12 protein-coding genes are annotated in these 14707 nt (G+C 72.7%); 3 read left to right on the forward strand and 9 right to left on the reverse strand.

Annotated features, from left to right (window positions below):
• Nucleotides 1–33: 33 nt before the first annotated feature.
• Nucleotides 34–2403, reverse strand: a complete 2370-nt coding sequence (locus tag ACIOGZ_RS32125) for a lamin tail domain-containing protein (protein WP_400845038.1) — start codon at nt 2401–2403, stop codon at nt 34–36.
• A gap of 304 nt (nt 2404–2707) precedes the next feature.
• Here ACIOGZ_RS32125 and ACIOGZ_RS32130 point away from each other — a divergent pair, with 304 nt between their 5' ends.
• On the forward strand, nt 2708–4159 hold the full coding sequence (locus ACIOGZ_RS32130) for a WGR domain-containing protein (protein ID WP_363587169.1): 1452 nt from the start codon (nt 2708–2710) through the stop codon (nt 4157–4159).
• Between the two features lie 66 nt (nt 4160–4225).
• On the opposite strand, the gene ACIOGZ_RS32135 is transcribed toward ACIOGZ_RS32130, so the two are convergent.
• From ACIOGZ_RS32135 to ACIOGZ_RS32145, 3 genes are all read right to left on the reverse strand, one after another.
• Nucleotides 4226–5233, reverse strand: coding sequence for an NADP-dependent oxidoreductase (locus tag ACIOGZ_RS32135; protein WP_400988625.1), 1008 nt, complete (start codon nt 5231–5233; stop codon nt 4226–4228).
• A 92-nt stretch (nt 5234–5325) separates the two neighbouring features.
• Nucleotides 5326–5766 carry a nucleoside deaminase gene (locus tag ACIOGZ_RS32140; RefSeq protein WP_363632473.1) on the reverse strand — a complete coding sequence of 147 codons (441 nt, stop codon included), beginning with the start codon at nt 5764–5766 and terminating at the stop codon, nt 5326–5328.
• On the reverse strand, nt 5763–6614 hold the full coding sequence (locus ACIOGZ_RS32145) for a TIGR03619 family F420-dependent LLM class oxidoreductase (protein WP_400988626.1): 852 nt from the start codon (nt 6612–6614) through the stop codon (nt 5763–5765). Before ACIOGZ_RS32145 ends, ACIOGZ_RS32140 begins: the two co-directional genes overlap by 4 nt.
• 93 nt (nt 6615–6707) lie before the next feature.
• Here ACIOGZ_RS32145 and ACIOGZ_RS32150 point away from each other — a divergent pair, with 93 nt between their 5' ends.
• On the forward strand, nt 6708–7154 hold the full coding sequence (locus tag ACIOGZ_RS32150; protein ID WP_400807993.1) for an Lrp/AsnC family transcriptional regulator: 447 nt from the start codon (nt 6708–6710) through the stop codon (nt 7152–7154).
• A gap of 49 nt (nt 7155–7203) precedes the next feature.
• On the opposite strand, the gene ACIOGZ_RS32155 is transcribed toward ACIOGZ_RS32150, so the two are convergent.
• The 3 genes from ACIOGZ_RS32155 to ACIOGZ_RS32165 form a co-directional block, all read right to left on the reverse strand.
• Nucleotides 7204–8241 carry an LLM class flavin-dependent oxidoreductase gene (locus ACIOGZ_RS32155; protein ID WP_363587174.1) on the reverse strand — a complete coding sequence of 346 codons (1038 nt, stop codon included), beginning with the start codon at nt 8239–8241 and terminating at the stop codon, nt 7204–7206.
• Nucleotides 8242–8450: 209 nt separating this feature from the next.
• Complete coding sequence (locus ACIOGZ_RS32160; protein WP_063345914.1) at nt 8451–8840, reverse strand: SCO5389 family protein; 390 nt, start codon at nt 8838–8840, stop codon at nt 8451–8453.
• 81 nt (nt 8841–8921) lie between these two features.
• The gene (locus ACIOGZ_RS32165; RefSeq protein ID WP_363587175.1) at nt 8922–10460 is read right to left on the reverse strand and encodes an MFS transporter; all 1539 of its coding nucleotides are present in this window, start codon (nt 10458–10460) and stop codon (nt 8922–8924) included.
• 205 nt (nt 10461–10665) lie between these two features.
• Here ACIOGZ_RS32165 and ACIOGZ_RS32170 point away from each other — a divergent pair, with 205 nt between their 5' ends.
• A complete protein-coding gene (locus ACIOGZ_RS32170) occupies nt 10666–11421 on the forward strand; it encodes a class I SAM-dependent methyltransferase (RefSeq protein ID WP_363632471.1) in 756 nt (251 codons plus the stop codon).
• Nucleotides 11422–11515: 94 nt separating this feature from the next.
• Here the strand turns inward: ACIOGZ_RS32170 and ACIOGZ_RS32175 are convergent, their stop codons facing one another.
• Together ACIOGZ_RS32175 and ACIOGZ_RS32180 are read right to left on the reverse strand one after the other, a co-directional pair.
• Nucleotides 11516–12736, reverse strand: coding sequence for a hypothetical protein (locus ACIOGZ_RS32175; protein ID WP_363587177.1), 1221 nt, complete (start codon nt 12734–12736; stop codon nt 11516–11518).
• A 192-nt stretch (nt 12737–12928) separates the two neighbouring features.
• Entirely contained in the window at nt 12929–14707 is a 1779-nt protein-coding gene (locus ACIOGZ_RS32180) for a glycoside hydrolase family 15 protein (protein ID WP_400988627.1), read from the reverse strand.

Below are 14707 nucleotides of genomic sequence, written 5' to 3' on the forward strand. Positions count from 1 at the left end.
GGCGGGAGGCCGGCACCGCGCCGGTGTCGTGCGTCAGGGCAGCGGGATCCGCACGACCTGCGGGTCGTGGTCGCTCAGCTGGGTGCTGAACTCGCTGTTGATGTGCACGATGTCGTAGCTGTACGGCTTCGCCGCCAGCGCGCCGGAGATGAGGATGTGGTCCAGCACCTGGGAGTTGCCCTCGTACACGTAGGTGTAGCGCTCGGGCAGCGGCAGGGTGCGCGGCAGGTCGGTCAGCGAGCCGCCGGCGGTGAGGATGTCGGCGGTCTGCGAGAACTCGAAGTCGTTGAGGTCGCCGAGCACGATGACCGCCGCGTTCGGGTCCACCGCCAGGATCTGGTCGGTGAAGTTCTTCACCGCCGTCGCCTGGTTGTGGCGCTGGGTCTCGGACGGGTGCGCGGGCGGCTGGTAGCGGCCGAACAGGGGCTGGTCGCCGCCCTTGGAGTTGAAGTGGTTGGCGATCACGAAGACCGGCTTGCCGTTCCAGCGGAACTCGCCGGCGAGCGGCTTGCGGCTGGAGTTGAACGCCGTGTTGGTCGGGTCGATCCGGCCGGGGGAGTAGGCGAGTTGGGGCGTGCCGCCGTTGTTGACCACCGAGTCGGCGGTGGTGGAGCCGGCGCCGGGGCGGTCGGTGAAGCTCAGGCCGCGGTCGGTGCGGAACAGGAACACCTGGCGGATGTTGCCGCCGGGCTGGCCGCCGTCCTGGCCGTCCACCGGGTCGATCTGGCGGTAGGAGTAGGCCGGGCCGCCGGCCGCCGAGATGGCGGCGGTGAGCTTGGCGAGGGTCTGGTCGGGGGCGGTGGTGCCGTCGTCGGTGGGGCCGCTGTTGTCCTGGATCTCCTCCAGGGCGACGAGGTCGGGCGAGCGCAGGTTGGTGACGATGCCCGCCGCGAGGCCGTCGAACTTGCTCTGCGGGTCGGCGGGGGAGAGGTTCTCCACGTTGAAGGTGGCGGCGGCGAGCTGGCCGGCCGTCGGGGCGGCGGTGACCTCGGGGGCGAGGTTGCCGGAGGTGACCGCCGGGGTCGTGGTGACCTGGAGCTTGAAGGTGCCGAAGGAGTAGTCGAGCACGCCGACGGTCGCGCCGGTCAGGGTGTCGCCGACGTTGGCGGCGGGGGTGGGCGCGAGCGCGTTCGCCAGGGTCACCCGCTCCGGGTTGCCGTCGCCCGCCTGGAGCAGGATGCCGCCCCGGTTGGTGCGGGTGGTGCTGCCCTGGGGCACGACGGGGAGTTCGCCGTACTTGTTGCTGGGACCGACCACGGCCGCGTTGTCGATCTCGACCCGCATGCCCTCCAGCGAGGCCCAGAAGTCGATGCCGTCGGTGGCGGGTTGGTAGTTCCCGGCGGTCTCGACGTCCCCGCCGGTGACGCTGGAGATCACCGCTGCCGGGGGCACCCGCCCGCCGGGGCCGACCAGGGTGGGCGCGGGCAGCGGCGCGTTGTGGGCGAGCACCGTGACGCTGGGCGCGGTGAGTTCGGTGATCGACAGGTTGGTGGTGCCGCCGCTGCCGCCGGGGCGGTACTGGCTGACGGTGGCGCTCACGGTGACGGAGTCGCCGACCGCGACGGTGGGCGCGCCGGCGGTGTAGACGTAGACGCCCTCGCTGGTGCCGGGGTCGTTGTCGGGCTGCGGGTCCTGGTACCAGAAGCCGTTGGGCCCGACGGCGGTGACCACGCCGGGCACCGCGCTCACGGCGCTGCCGGCGAGCGGGGAGGTGCGGGCCGCGCCCTGGATGTCGTGTATTCGGGCGCCGGTGGTGGTGCCGCCGCCGGTGGACGCGGAGTTGCGCGGCGTCGGGGCGCCGATGGTGAAGTCCGCCGCGTTGTTGTCGGTGTCGGTGGCGCCGCCGCCGACGCGCAGGGCGGCGGTGGCGTTGGACAGGTTGCCGGTCGGCGAGCCCTCGGCGGAGCTGGCGCCCGACCCGTAGCCGACCAGGTCCTTCACCCCGGGCTGCGTCGCGCAGCCCGAACCGCAGGTCAGCGCCGTGCCGTTGGTGACCAGCGCGACCTTGCCGGAGGTCGCGGCCAGGTTGAGGGTCCCGGTCGCGTCCGGCGTCGGCAGCGCGGCTCCCGTCCCGGCCCCGGCGGCCTCCTGCACCAGGAGGAAACGCCCCGGCGCGATCGTGCCGGACAGCGTGGTCCGCCCCCAGGACGTGCCGCCCGCCGAGGCGTACTGCACCGTCCAGCCGGTCACGGACACCGGCGCGGTGCCGCGGTTGTACAGCTCGATGAAGTCGTTGGCGTACGGGGCGCCGGAGTTGCCACCCCCGCCGTACACCTGGCTGATCACCACGTCGGGTGACGCCGCCTGGGCGACGCCGCCGGGCAGCGCCAGCAGCGCCCCCACCACGGCTGCGGCGGACGCCCCCGCCATCGCTCTGCGCCGGACTCGCTGGGTACTCCGCATGAGCTTCCTCCTGACGGCCGCTCGGGCTGGTGGGCCCGGCGGTCTGAGCACGGACAAGAAAGTTCGGGCGCTGCGGTTCTAGCAACGCCACCCGATCCCTACCGTGCGCGGCGGGCGACGGCCAGATGTACGGCGGAAGAATGGTTCGTGAGGCGACAAGTGGGAGGCGGGGTTCCGGGCAGCCCGGCGGGACGCGTTGTCAGTGCCGGGCCTTAGGTTGGGGGTTGTCGGCGAGCGGGGCCGCGAACAGGCCCCGCCCCGCCTCCCGTCTCCGTTGCCCGAGAACCCGAAAGGGGACTTCGTCGTGTCCGTCGCCGTGGAAGAGCAGGTCACCTACCTCGAACTGTCCGAGGAGGAGGGGAGCGCGCACAAGTTCTACGAGGTGCGGCTCGCCGGCAGTACGGTGACGGTCCGCTACGGGCGGATCGGCGAGGAGGGGCAGGCCAAGTCCACCAGCTTCCCGAGCGCCGAGAAGGCCGCCGCGTCGGCGGCCAAGAAGATCGGCGAGAAGGTCCGCAAGGGCTACGCGCCGGCCGTCCAGGGCGTGCGCCAGCACCGGGCGGTGACCAGGCGGCAGCTCGTCAGCACCCGTTCGACGGCGAACCAGGCGCCGCTGCTGTGGCGGTTCCGCTCCGGCTCGCCGGCCTTCGGCGTCTTCGTCGGCGAGGAGCACGCCTGGGTCGGCAACGAGCGCGGCGACGTCTACACCCTCACCCACGACGGCGAGGTCACCGCCCGGTTCGGCCTGCCGGACGGCGTCAAGTGCATCGTCGCCGACGACTGGTGGATCTACGCGGGCTGCGACGACGGCAAGGTGTACGACCTGGGCGGCAAGGTCCCCCGGGTGGCGTACGAGATAGCCGAGGACGTGGACATCTTCTGGCTCGACATCCACGACGGCGTCCTGGGCGTCGCCGACGAACGCGGCGGGCTGACCACCGTCGACCACGAGGACGAGTTCCAGTGGCGCCGCAAGGCCGAGGGCCGCTCCGGCTGGATGGTGCGCTGCGACGCGGACGGCGTCTACCACGGCCACTCGCGCGGCGTCGCCCGCTACGCGGCGCGCGGCGGCGACCAGGTGTGGCACACCGCGACGAAGGGCGAGGTGCTGTTCGGCTGGCAGGAGGCCGACGAGGTGTTCGCCGGCACCGGGCGCGGCTGGGTGCACCGGCTGCGCAAGTCGGACGGCTCCGAGGTCGCCGCCTACCGCTGCGACGCCGCCGTGTTCTCCTGCGCGGCCTCCCCGGACGGCGAGTACGTCTTCGCCGGGGACAACCACTCCTCGGTGTACTGCTTCGCCGCCGACGGCACCCGGCTGTGGAAGCTCGCCACCGGCTGCGGCTCCGCGTACAGCATGCAGTACCGGGACGGCCGGCTCTACCTGGTGACCACCGACGGCTCGCTCGCCTGCCTGGACGCGAGCGAGCAGGCCGTCCGGGCGGCCGAGGCCGGGACGCTGCCGGCCACCGCCGAGGTGCTCGACGCGGGCTGGGAGGCGGTGCGGCCGGGCACGGCCCTGGAGACGGTGGTCGTCGGCACCGGCGGCCTGCCCGGCGGCGGGATCGAGGTCGAGTGCGTGCAGGACGGGGCCCGGCTGCGGGTGCGGGTGGTGTCGGCGGGCTTCGACCCGGGCCGGCGGGTGCAGTTCCCGAAGGACATCCGGGTCGCCGGGGCGCGGTACCTGGTCGCCGAGGTGCGGGAGTCCGCCTCGGGCGGCTTCTACCGGGCGCGCGGCGAGATCAAGCGCCTGCTCTGATCGCCCCCGGTGCGGCGGCGGCGGACGTCCCGTCGCCGCCGCACCGGGCCCGGCTCAGGCCGGAGTTCAGCTCAGCCGCAGCACCAGCTTGCCGGTGTTCTCCCCGCGGAAGAGCATTCCGAGGACCGCCGGGAAGTCGTCCACCGTCCCCTCCACCACGTGCTCCTTGACCTTGATCCGGCCGTCCCCGATCCAGCCCGCGAGCTCCCGGGCCGCCTCCGGGTAGCGGGGCGCGTAGTCGAACACCACGAAGCCCTCCATCCGGGCCCGCCGCACCAGCAGTGACAGGTAGTTGGACGGGCCCTGCACGGCGGTCTCGTTGTTGTACTGGCTGATCGCTCCGCAGAGCACCACCCGGGCGTGCATCGCGAGCCGGGTGAGCGCGGTGTCCAGGACGTCCCCGCCGACGTTGTCGAAGTACACGTCGATGCCGTCGGGCGCGTGGTCGCGCAGCGCCTTGCGGACGTCCTCGGAGTGGTAGTCGATCGCCGCGTCGAAGCCCAGTTCCCCGGTGAGCAGCGCGCACTTCTCGGGGCCGCCCGCGATGCCGACCACCCGGCAGCCCTTGATCCTGGCGATCTGCCCGACCAGGCTGCCGACGGCCCCGGCGGCGCCGGAGACCACCACGGTCTCGCCCTCCTTGAGCGCCCCGACGTCCAGCAGCCCGAAGTAGGCGGTCATCCCGGGCATGCCGAGCGCGCCGAGGTACGTCGACAGCGGCGCGAGCGCGGGGTCGACCTTCAGCGCGCCCTTGCCGTCCGAGACCACGTACTCCTGGACGCCGAAGCTGCCGACCACGTGGTCGCCGACGCGGAACTTCGGGTGGTCGGACTCGACGACCTCGACCACGGACCCGGCCCGCATCACCTCGCCCAGCCCGACCGGCGGCAGGTAGGACGGCCGGTCGTCCAGCCACCCGCGCATCGCCGGGTCCAGCGACACGTACCGCGTCCGCCCCACGAACTGCCCGGGCCCGGCCGCCGGCACCGGCTCCGACCCGTGTGCCCAGTCCTCCGCCCGCACCTCCCCGACCGGACGGCGGGCGAGGCGGATCTGACGGTTGGTCGCGGTCATGGCGTCTCCTGGGGGCGCGCGGGCCTGCACTGGACGCCCGAGTCTAAGCAAGCGCTTAGTCATCTGACCAGTGCCCGCCCGGCGCGTCGACGTCAGCGGCCTGGCCGGTAGTAGGCGTCGAGGGGTGCGCGCGCCTCGTCGAACAGGGCCGGGCCGTCCTGGGCCACCGTCGGCCAGGCGCCCGACTGCGGGTTGAGCTCGACGAGTTGCTCGGTGGAGAGCGCGAAGACCACCCGGCCGAGGCCGGAGCGGACGATGCCGCCGGCGCACATGCCGCAGGGCTGGCAGCTGGTGTAGAGGGTGGTGCGGGCGGCCAGGTCCGGGTCGAGTTCGCGGGCCGCCCAGCGGGCGAGCTTCAGCTCCGGGTGGGCCGTGATGTCGTCGTCGCGCCGCACCGTGTTGTGTGCCTCGGCGAGGATCGCGCCGTCCGGGCCGGCCAGCAGGGAGCCGTACGGTGCGTCGCCCAGGGCGACCGCCCGGGCCGCGAGGGCGACGGCGCGCCGCAGGAGGGTTTCGTCGGCCAGGGTGATCACGGGCGGGCCTTCCATTGGGTGGCCACGGTGGTGAGCGCCCGCCAGGCCGCGCGGGGCCGACGGGTCTCCTCCGGATCGCCGTGGTAGGGGTCGAGGACGACGGTGTCCGCGCCGAGCAGCCGCAGCTGGTCGAGGTCGTCGAGGACCTGCTCGACGGTGCCGACCCCGGCGGGCCGCTCGGGATCGTCGACCGGCGCCTCGGTGATCCGCAGGGCGATGCGGGGGGAGAACCCCGGTAGCGAGTGCTCCGCCAGGATCGAGCGCATCAGGGGCAGGGGCAGCCGCAGCGGGTGCCAGGCGTCGCCGAACCTGACCGCGCGTCGGATCGCCGCCCCGCTGTGGCCGCCGACCCAGACGGGCGTCGGGGCGGCGTGGCTCCCGGTCCCCGTCCCCGTCCCCGTCCCCGTCCCCGGAGTCTCCGGACGCCAGGCGTCCCGCAGCACGCCCAGGTACTCGTCGGTCAGCCGGCCGCGCGCGGCGAACGGCACGCCGAGCGCGTCGAACTCCTGCCGCGCCCAGCCGACGCCCACCCCGAGGACGAACCGGCCGCCGCTGAGCCGGCTGAGGTTGGCGGCCAGCCGGGCCGTCAGCAGCGGGTGCCGGTAGGGCAGGATCAGCACGCTCGTGCCCAGCCGCAGGTCCGTGGTGAGGCCGGCCAGCCAGGACAGCGTGGTGAACGGCTCGTAGAACGGCTCCGGGTACCGCACGGACACGTCCGGGGTGATGGTCACGTGGTCCGACAGCATGAGGAGGTCGAAGCCGAGCCCCTCCGCGGTCCGCGCCCATTCACGCAGCACGCCGGGGTCCGTCCCGGGCCCGAAGTTCGGTACGTTGACGCCAAGTTGCATGGACCGAGGCTATCCCGGTGATCATGGCTGACGGAACCGAACCATCCCGGTGATCACTGCCCTGTGCCGTGGTTCTGCCGGTAGAATCGCGGAATGGCCGTGAATCTCGACGACGTCGACTGGCAGATCATCGGACAGCTGCAACGGGAGGCCCGGATCTCCCTCAGCGAGCTGGGGCGGCGGGTGAACCTCAGCTCGTCCGCCACCACGGAACGGGTGCGGAACCTGGAGGCGCTGGGCGTCATCACCGGCTACCACGCCGCGGTCGACCTGGCCAAGGTCGGCTATCCCGTGCTCGCCGTCATCCGGCTGAAGTACCCGGGCAACCGGCACGAGCCGCTGCGCCGGCTGCTCGCCGAGCGCCGGGAGCTCCTGGAGTGCCTGCGCACCACCGGCGACGACTGCTACACCCTCAAGGTCGCCGCGACCTCCATGGAGCATCTGGAGACGCTCGTGGACGAGCTGGCCGGCTTCGGCAGCACGACCACGAGCGTCGTCTACAGCCAGACGCTGCCCACCCGCGGCCCCGCCCGGCCCTGAGTCGCCGTGCCCTGAGTCTCCGTGCCCCGCTGCGCGCGAGGCCGCCGGGTCAGCCGCGCCCGGTCGAGGGCTGCCAGCCGAGGGCGGGGCCGAGGCGGGTGGCGAGGTCGGTGAGGATCTGCACGTAGTCCTGGTGGTCGAAGGTGAAGGGCAGGGCGAAGGCGACCTCGTCGACCTCCTGGTAGCCGGCGTGGGCGTGCAGCCGCTCGGCGATCTCCTCGGACGGGCCGACCAGGTCGGGCGCGAACACCATCCGGGCCGGGCCCTGCGGGGCGAGGGTGCGCGGGGTGCGGGCGAGGGCGTACGCCTGGTACTTGGCGCGCTGTTCGGGGGTGGCGCCGTCGGTGGGGATGACGACGAGGCCCTGGGAGACGCGGGCGCGCTCGCCGTCGGGGTGCTGGGCGCGGAAGGCGCGGATCTGGGTGCGCTGGATCTCGGCGAAGTCCTCGGACTCCCCGGGCTCCCCGGCCTTGACGATGCTGCTGGTGAGCAGGTTGAGCCCGTGCTCGCCGGCCCAGCGGGCGGAGCGCAGGCTGCCGGCGCCGTACCAGAGCCGGGAGGCGAGGCCGGGGGAGTGCGGCTGGACCCGGCGGGAGTACACCTCGATGCCCTCGGTGCCGGCGAAGTCGGAGGCGGGTTCGCCGCGGACGAGGCCGAGGAGGCGCTCGGCGCGGCCGGTCCCGAAGTCCTCGTGCTCGCCGGTGTCGGGGTAGAGCGTGCCGCGGACCCGGTCGTAGTGGGTGGGCGGGCCGACGCTGAAGCCGGGGTTGAGGCGGCCACCGGAGAGGATGTCGACGGTGGCGAGGTCCTCGGCGAGGCGCAGCGGGTTCTCCCAGCCGAGCGGGGTGACGGCGGTGCCGAGGTGGATGCGGCTGGTGCGCTGGGAGGCGGCGGCGAGCACGGCGACGGGGGAGGAGATCCCGTACTGGAGGTGGCGGTGGCGCAGCCAGGCGCTGTCGAAGCCGAGCTGCTCGCCGAGGGTGATGAGGTCGAGGGTGGACTCGTGGCCCCGGCGCGGGTCGGCCTCGTCGAACAGTCCGATGGTCAGGAAGCCGAGTTTCCGCAGCGGTCGTGGGGTCGGCGGCATGGTGGGTGGCTCCGGGTGGTGTGAGGCGGCCCCGGGAGGGCCGGGCGGGTGGTGCCCGTCGAACGTACGCAGGCGGCTCGCGTCCCCACAAGATCGGCGCGGGATCGGACATCGGCGCGCAACACGGCGCAATCCCGTCTCCACATCGACCCGGTACGGGGCGCGGCGGGCCCCCTCCCCCGACGGGGCCCGCCGCGCGTCCGGGAGGGTCAGCAGCTGCGCAGCTCCGGGCTCTGGTTGCGGATCTGGTTGTGCAGCGAGGTGAACTCGCGGTAGGCGTCGCCGTCCTCGGTGCCGGGGCGGAAGGCGCCGACGCGGTGGCAGTTGACGAAGGCGAGCTTGACGCCGAAGTGGTCCTCCAGGCTGCCGCGGATGGCGTTGCTGGCGAGCGCGCGCAGCAGCTGGGCGCGCTCCTCGTCGGTGGGCGTGGTGTTGTCGGTGGTGAACTCGTCCTCGGTGGCGCTGAGTTCGGTGCTGAGCCCGGCGACGACCTGGTAGGCGTAGGGGAGGGAGGCGCGGACGGTGTCGAGGAAGTCGGCCTGGTTGACCCGGCCGTGCTCGGCCTGGGCGAGGAGGGCGGGGGAGACGTCGAGCGACATGGGTGTCCTCTTTCGCGGAGTCTGGTTATCGAAGATGAAAACCATTGCAAGATGGACTGTCGGCGATGTCCGGAGGCCCTGTCAAGTGCCGTCCCCCGAAGGGCTGACGGGTGGCGCCTCCCGGTCGGTCCTGATGACGAACAGGGCGATCAGCGCCGCGAGCACGGCGAAGGCCAGGCCCATGTCGAACGCCCTGGAGATGCCGTGCGCCAGCACCTCGGAGGAGTACGGCGCCGGCAGCTTTCCGGTGGCCCGGAACTGGGCCGCCTGCTGCGGGGTGGCCTGCCGCAGGAACGTGCCGACCTGTCGGCCGGCCTCGTTGCGGCCGGCCGCGCCGTAGACCGTGACCAGGATCGACAGCCCCAGCGAGCCGCCCACCTGCTGGGTGGTGTTGAGCATGCCGGTGGCCGCGCCGGTCTCGTGCGGGGCGACCCGGGAGACCACCGTCAGCGTGGCCGGGACGAAGATCGAGCCCATCCCGAGGCCGAACAGCAGGGTCGGGCCGAGGACCCCGGTCAGGTAGCCGCTGTGGGCGTCGAGCCGGGTGGACCAGAACGTCCCGCCCGCCACCAGCAGCGAGCCCACCACCAGGAACGGTCGGCGCCCGTACCGCAGCTGGGTGCGGGCGGCGAACTGGGCGGCGGCGACGCTCGCGGCGCTGATCGGCAGGAAGGCGAGGCCGGCCCGCAGCGGGCTGAACCCGAGGACGTCCTGCACGAACAGGGTCATGAAGAAGAAGATGCTGAACATGGTCGCGGCCACGCAGAGCAGCAGCCCGTAGGCGCCGGAGCGGTTGCGGTCGCGGAACAGGTGCAGCGGGGTGATCGGCTGCGGCGCCCGCCGTTCGTGGAACAGGAAGGCCGCCAGCAGCAGCGCGGCGAGGCCGAACGAGGTGAGCGTCACGGGGTCGGTCCAGCCGTGGTCGGAGGCCCGGATGAAGCCGAAGACCAGCGAGACCATGCCCGCGGTGGCGGCGAACGCGCCGGTCAGGTCGAAGCGTCCGGGGTGCCGTTCGGACTCGTTGATGTAGAGCGGCGCCAGCAGCGCGATCGCGATGCCGATCGGCACGTTGACGAACAGCACCCACCGCCAGGACAGCCAGGAGGTCAGGATCCCGCCGGCGAGCAGGCCGACGGCGCCACCCGCCCCGGCGACGGCCGAGTACACGCCGAAGGCGCGGTTGCGGGCCGGGCCCTCCGGGAAGTTGGTCGCGATCAGGGCGAGCGCGGTCGGCGAGGCGATCGCCGCGCCCAGGCCCTGGAGTGCGCGCGCGGCCAGCAGCCAGCCGGAGGACTGTGCGACGCCGCCGAGCAGTGAGGCGAGGCTGAAGATCAGGACCCCGGCGACGAACACGCGCCGGCGTCCGAGGATGTCGCCCATCCGCCCGCCCAGCAGCAGGAGCCCGCCGAAGGCGAGGGTGTAGGCGTTGACGACCCAGGACAGGTCGGTGGTGTTGAACCTCAGCGCCTGCTGGATGTGCGGCAGGGCGATGTTCACGATCGTGACGTCGAGGACCACCATGAGCTGGGTGGCCGCGATGACGGTGAGGGCTGTCCCCGGGTGCTGGCCGCGTCGCGCGGGTGCGGGCGGCGCCGGGGCCAGGGCGCGCGAGGTGACCATGGCAGGTCCCCCAATGACTCGGGAGCGAATGACGGTGAGGGGGCGGGTCCGTCGAATGACACCGGCAGTATCCCCGGGGTATAGGGAACACAATCGTTCATTACCGACAACCGGCTGATTCCGGACCCGCACCACTCCGTCGGGCGTGGTGCGGCGGCGGAAAACCCGGGGCACGGCCCGCCGCGGTCGTGTCAGGATGCTCGGCATGTCTGCTCGTGCACTGAGCTTCGGCGCGGTCGCCGAAGCCTACGAACGTTTCCGGCCGGGGTATCCCGACGAACTCTTCGACACGGTGACGGCGTACGCGGGCCGGCCGGTGCGGACCGCCCTGGAGATCGGTGCGGGCACCGGAAAGGCGACCAGGCTGTTCGCCGGGCACGGGGTCGACGTCACGGCGACGGAGCCCGACGCGGCCATGCTCGCCGAACTGCGCAGGACGGCGCCCCCCAACGTGCGGACCGTCCGGGCCGCGTTCGAGGACCTGCGGCCGGGCGGGACGTACGGGCTGGTCTACGCGGCGGCGGCCCTGCACTGGACGCGCCCGGAGGGCCGGTGGTCGCGGGTGGCCGAACTGCTGGAGCCGGACGGCGTGTTCGCCAACTTCGGCGGTCCGTTCCAGCCGGCCGACCCGGCCGTCGAGGAGGCCGTGCGGGCGGCCCGGGCGCCGTTCCTGGAGAGCGACGACGTCCCGTCCCCGGACGGGACCGCCCCCGAGGAGGAACTACAGTGGCCAGGAACGGAGTTGGAGCGGTCCCGGCTGTTCCGTGACGTCCGGCAGTCCGTCATCCGGCGGCGCCTGCTCGTGAGCGCCCCGTACTACCTCGGCCACCTGTCGACCATCTCGGCGTACCTCCAACTGCCGCCGCCGAGGCGGCGGCAGGCCTTCGACGCGATCGCGCGAGTGCTGCCCGAGACGGTCGAGGTCGCGGCCGACCTCACCGTCCATCTCGCGCGCCGGTGATCCGGGCGGCCGGGGCACCGGCTGTGACGTCGAACAGCGGCGCCCGGCCCGCCGCTGTCGCGGCCGGCCGGGCGCCGTGGGGGAGAAGCGGGGATCAGCCCTCCTGGGCGAGGCTCTTCATGTCCTCGTAGCCCATACCGAGCTTGCTGAACACCTGCTGCTGCTCCAGGGGCAGGCCGAGGCCCTTCAGCTCCTCGGCCTGGGCCGGGGTCAGGGGCTTGCCGGGGGTGAGCGCCGGGGTGGTCGGGGCGGTGCCGCCCTTGCCCCCGCTGGTGGCGCCGGAGGTGAGGAGGCTGAGCATCGCGCTCTGGATGTCGTCGCTGGTCAGCGCGACGGCGTCGGCGGGGGCCTCGACGGTCGGGGCGTTCTGGTTGAAGGCGAGCTTCACCGGGAAGTTGACGCCCGGTCCGGCCTTCGCCTCCAGCTGGGCGAGGTCGAAGGTGGCGGCGGAGAGCTTGCCGTCCTTCAGGTAGAGGTCGGCGCCGACCTTGTCCTCGCGCACGGTGCTCGGGACGGAGGTGGGGAGCTTCCCGAACTGCTGGGGGAGCTTGGTGGCCAGCGGCTTGAGGGCCTTCAGCAGTTCGTCGGCCAGCTGGCGGCCCGGGGCGCTCATCCAGATGTGCTCGGCGCCGTCCTTCTTGCCCTTGTCCTCGAAGGTGACGGTGCGGGACAGCACGTCCTTGAGGGAGTTGGTCAGCTGCTTGGCGGACTCCGGGTCCAGCGAGGGCTGTGCGCTCGGGGTGGCCTTGGCGCCGTCGAACTTCTTGGCGTCGTCGGCGAGCTTCTGGAGGTCGAAGGAGACCCACTTGCCGGCCAGCACGTCCTTGACCGGCTTCAGTTCTGCGGGCAGGCCGCTGCTGATGGCGTCGACCTGCGACGGGTCCTCGCCGACCAGCTTCACCAGGCCCTTGGCGTCGGCCCGCAGGAACGCCTTGGCGTCGACCTGGCGGTACTCCAGCAGCGCGGTGCCCTTCCGGTCGGAGAGCACGTAGGACAGGCGCACCGACTTGTCGAGCGTCAGGTCCTTGTCGGCACCGCTGCTTTGCGCGTTCTTGAAGGTGTCGAGGTCCTTCAGCGGCTTGTCGGCGGATATCGCGACGGAGAAGTTCAGCCCGGACACGGCGTCGGCGCTCTTCGGATCGACCTTGTCGCCGGTGGCCGCGCCGAAGGCGGTGATCTGCTCGGGGGTGGCGTCCACGGAGAACGTGAGGCCGGCGGCCTTGCCCTCGCCGACCTTGGTGAAGGCCTTGGACACCTTCTGCGCGGCGGACAGCTGCTCGACGGTGCCGCAGGCGGCCAGGCCGGCGGCGAGCACGGATGCGGTGACGGCGACGGGAACGGTTCCGCGCGCGGCCCGGCGAATGGCGGTGTTGATGGTACGTCTCCTGTGTAACGGGGCCTGACCACATGGTCAGACCAGTCCCTCCCCGGTGGCGTCGAGCGCCACAGTGCTTACACATTTGATCACATCATCGGCAAGGGGGTGGCCGATTAATTTCGGACCGGCTCAGCCCCGGCCGAGGCGCAGCGCGGTGTCGATCAATGGCACATGGCTGAAGGCCTGCGGGAAGTTGCCGACCTGGCGCTTGAGCCGCGGGTCCCACTCCTCCGCCAGGAGCCCGAGGTCGTTGCGGATGGACAGCAGCTTGTCGAACAGCTGGTGCGCCTCGTCCGTCCGGCCGATCATCGCCAGGGCGTCGGCCAGCCAGAACGAGCAGGCCAGGAAGGCGCCTTCGTCGCCCGGCAGGCCGTCCACCCCGCCGCTGGTGGGGTAGCGCAGCACGAAGCCGTCCTCGGTGGACAGTTCGCGCTGGATCGCCTCGACGGTGCCGATGACGCGCTTGTCGTCCGGCGGCAGGAAGCCGACCTGGGGGATGAGCAGCAGGGAGGCGTCGAGTTCCTGAGAGCCGTAGGACTGGGTGAAGGTGTTGCGCTCCGGGTCGTAGCCGTGGGTGCAGACGTCCTCGTGGATGGTGTCGCGCAGGGCGCGCCAGCGCTCCAGCGGCCCCTCGCAGTCGGTCTGCTCCAGCAGTTGGACCGTCCGGTCGACGGCGACCCAGGCCATCACCTTGGAGTGGACGAAGTGCCGGCGCGGGCCGCGGACCTCCCAGATGCCCTCGTCCGGCTCCTGCCAGTGCTCCTCCAGCCAGGAGATCAGCCGCAGTTGCAGCAGGTGGGCGTGGTCGTTGCGGGCCAGGCCGGTGTGCTGGGCGAGGTGCAGGGCCTCGACGACCTCGCCGTAGACGTCGAGTTGGAGCTGCCCGGCGGCGCCGTTGCCGATCCGGACGGGGCGGGAGCCCTCGTAGCCGGGCAGCCAATCGAGTTCGGTCTCCACCAGCTCCCGTTCACCGGCGATGCCGTACATGATCTGGAGGTTCTCCGGGTCGCCGGCGACGGCGCGCAGCAGCCACTCGCGCCAGGCCTTGGCCTCGTCGCGGTAGCCGGTGCGCAGCAGCGAGGAGAGCGTGATGGTGGCGTCGCGCAGCCAGGTGTAGCGGTAGTCCCAGTTGCGGACGCCGCCGATGTCCTCGGGCAGCGAGGTGGTGGGGGCGGCGACGATGCCGCCGGTGGGGGCGTAGGTGAGGCCCTTGAGGGTGATCAGGGAGCGGATCACGGCCTCGCGGTAGGGGCCCTGGTAGGTGCACTGGGCGGCCCAGTCGCGCCAGAACTCCTCGGTGGCGGCGAGTGCCTGCTCGGCGTCCGGCCGGTCGGGCGCGCCGAGGTGGGAGGCCTGCCAGGTGAGGGCGAAGGCGATCCGCTCGCCTGCGGTGACGGTGAAGTCGGCGTAGGTGGTCAGGTCGCGGCCGTAGGTCTCGGACTCGCCGTCCAGCCACACCGAGTCGGGCCCGGCCACGGCGACGGTGCGGGTCCCCGTGCCGTCCGTGACCTTGTGCACCCAGGGCACGACGCGCCCGTACGAGAAGCGCATCCGCAGGGCCGAGCGCATCCGGACGGTGCCGGACACGCCCTCGACGATCCGGATCAGCTGCGGGGCCGCCGTGCCGCGCGGCGGCATGAAGTCGACGACCCGGACAGTGCCCCCGGCGGTGTCCCATTCCTGTTCCAGGATCAGGGAATCGCCCCGGTAGCGCCGCCGGTGGGCGGGCGGGGCGTCACCGGGGGCGATCCGCCAGAAGCCGTGCTCGTCCGTGCCCAGCAGGCCGGCGAAGACGGCCGGGGAGTCGAAGCGGGGCAGGCACAGCCAGTCGACGGCGCCGTCCCTGCCGACCAGGGCGGCGGTCTGCATGTCGCCGATCAGCGCGTAGTCCTCGATACGGGCGGGCAC

The organism is Kitasatospora sp. NPDC088160 (assembly GCF_044741445.1).
Lineage (GTDB): Bacteria > Actinomycetota > Actinomycetes > Streptomycetales > Streptomycetaceae > Kitasatospora.

Excerpts from the sequence above, each read along its gene's own strand:
- ACIOGZ_RS32125 (WP_400845038.1), bottom strand. The coding sequence starts at position 2,403 with ATGCGGAGTACCCAGCGAGTCCGGCGCAGAGCGATGGCGGGGGCGTCC.
- ACIOGZ_RS32135 (WP_400988625.1), bottom strand. The coding sequence starts at position 5,233 with ATGACCGCGACCAACCGTCAGATCCGCCTCGCCCGCCGTCCGGTCGGG.
- ACIOGZ_RS32145 (WP_400988626.1), bottom strand. The coding sequence starts at position 6,614 with ATGCAACTTGGCGTCAACGTACCGAACTTCGGGCCCGGGACGGACCCC.
- ACIOGZ_RS32150 (WP_400807993.1), top strand. The coding sequence starts at position 6,708 with ATGGCCGTGAATCTCGACGACGTCGACTGGCAGATCATCGGACAGCTG.
- ACIOGZ_RS32155 (WP_363587174.1), bottom strand. The coding sequence starts at position 8,241 with ATGCCGCCGACCCCACGACCGCTGCGGAAACTCGGCTTCCTGACCATC.
- ACIOGZ_RS32160 (WP_063345914.1), bottom strand. The coding sequence starts at position 8,840 with ATGTCGCTCGACGTCTCCCCCGCCCTCCTCGCCCAGGCCGAGCACGGC.
- ACIOGZ_RS32165 (WP_363587175.1), bottom strand. The coding sequence starts at position 10,460 with ATGGTCACCTCGCGCGCCCTGGCCCCGGCGCCGCCCGCACCCGCGCGA.
- ACIOGZ_RS32170 (WP_363632471.1), top strand. The coding sequence starts at position 10,666 with ATGTCTGCTCGTGCACTGAGCTTCGGCGCGGTCGCCGAAGCCTACGAA.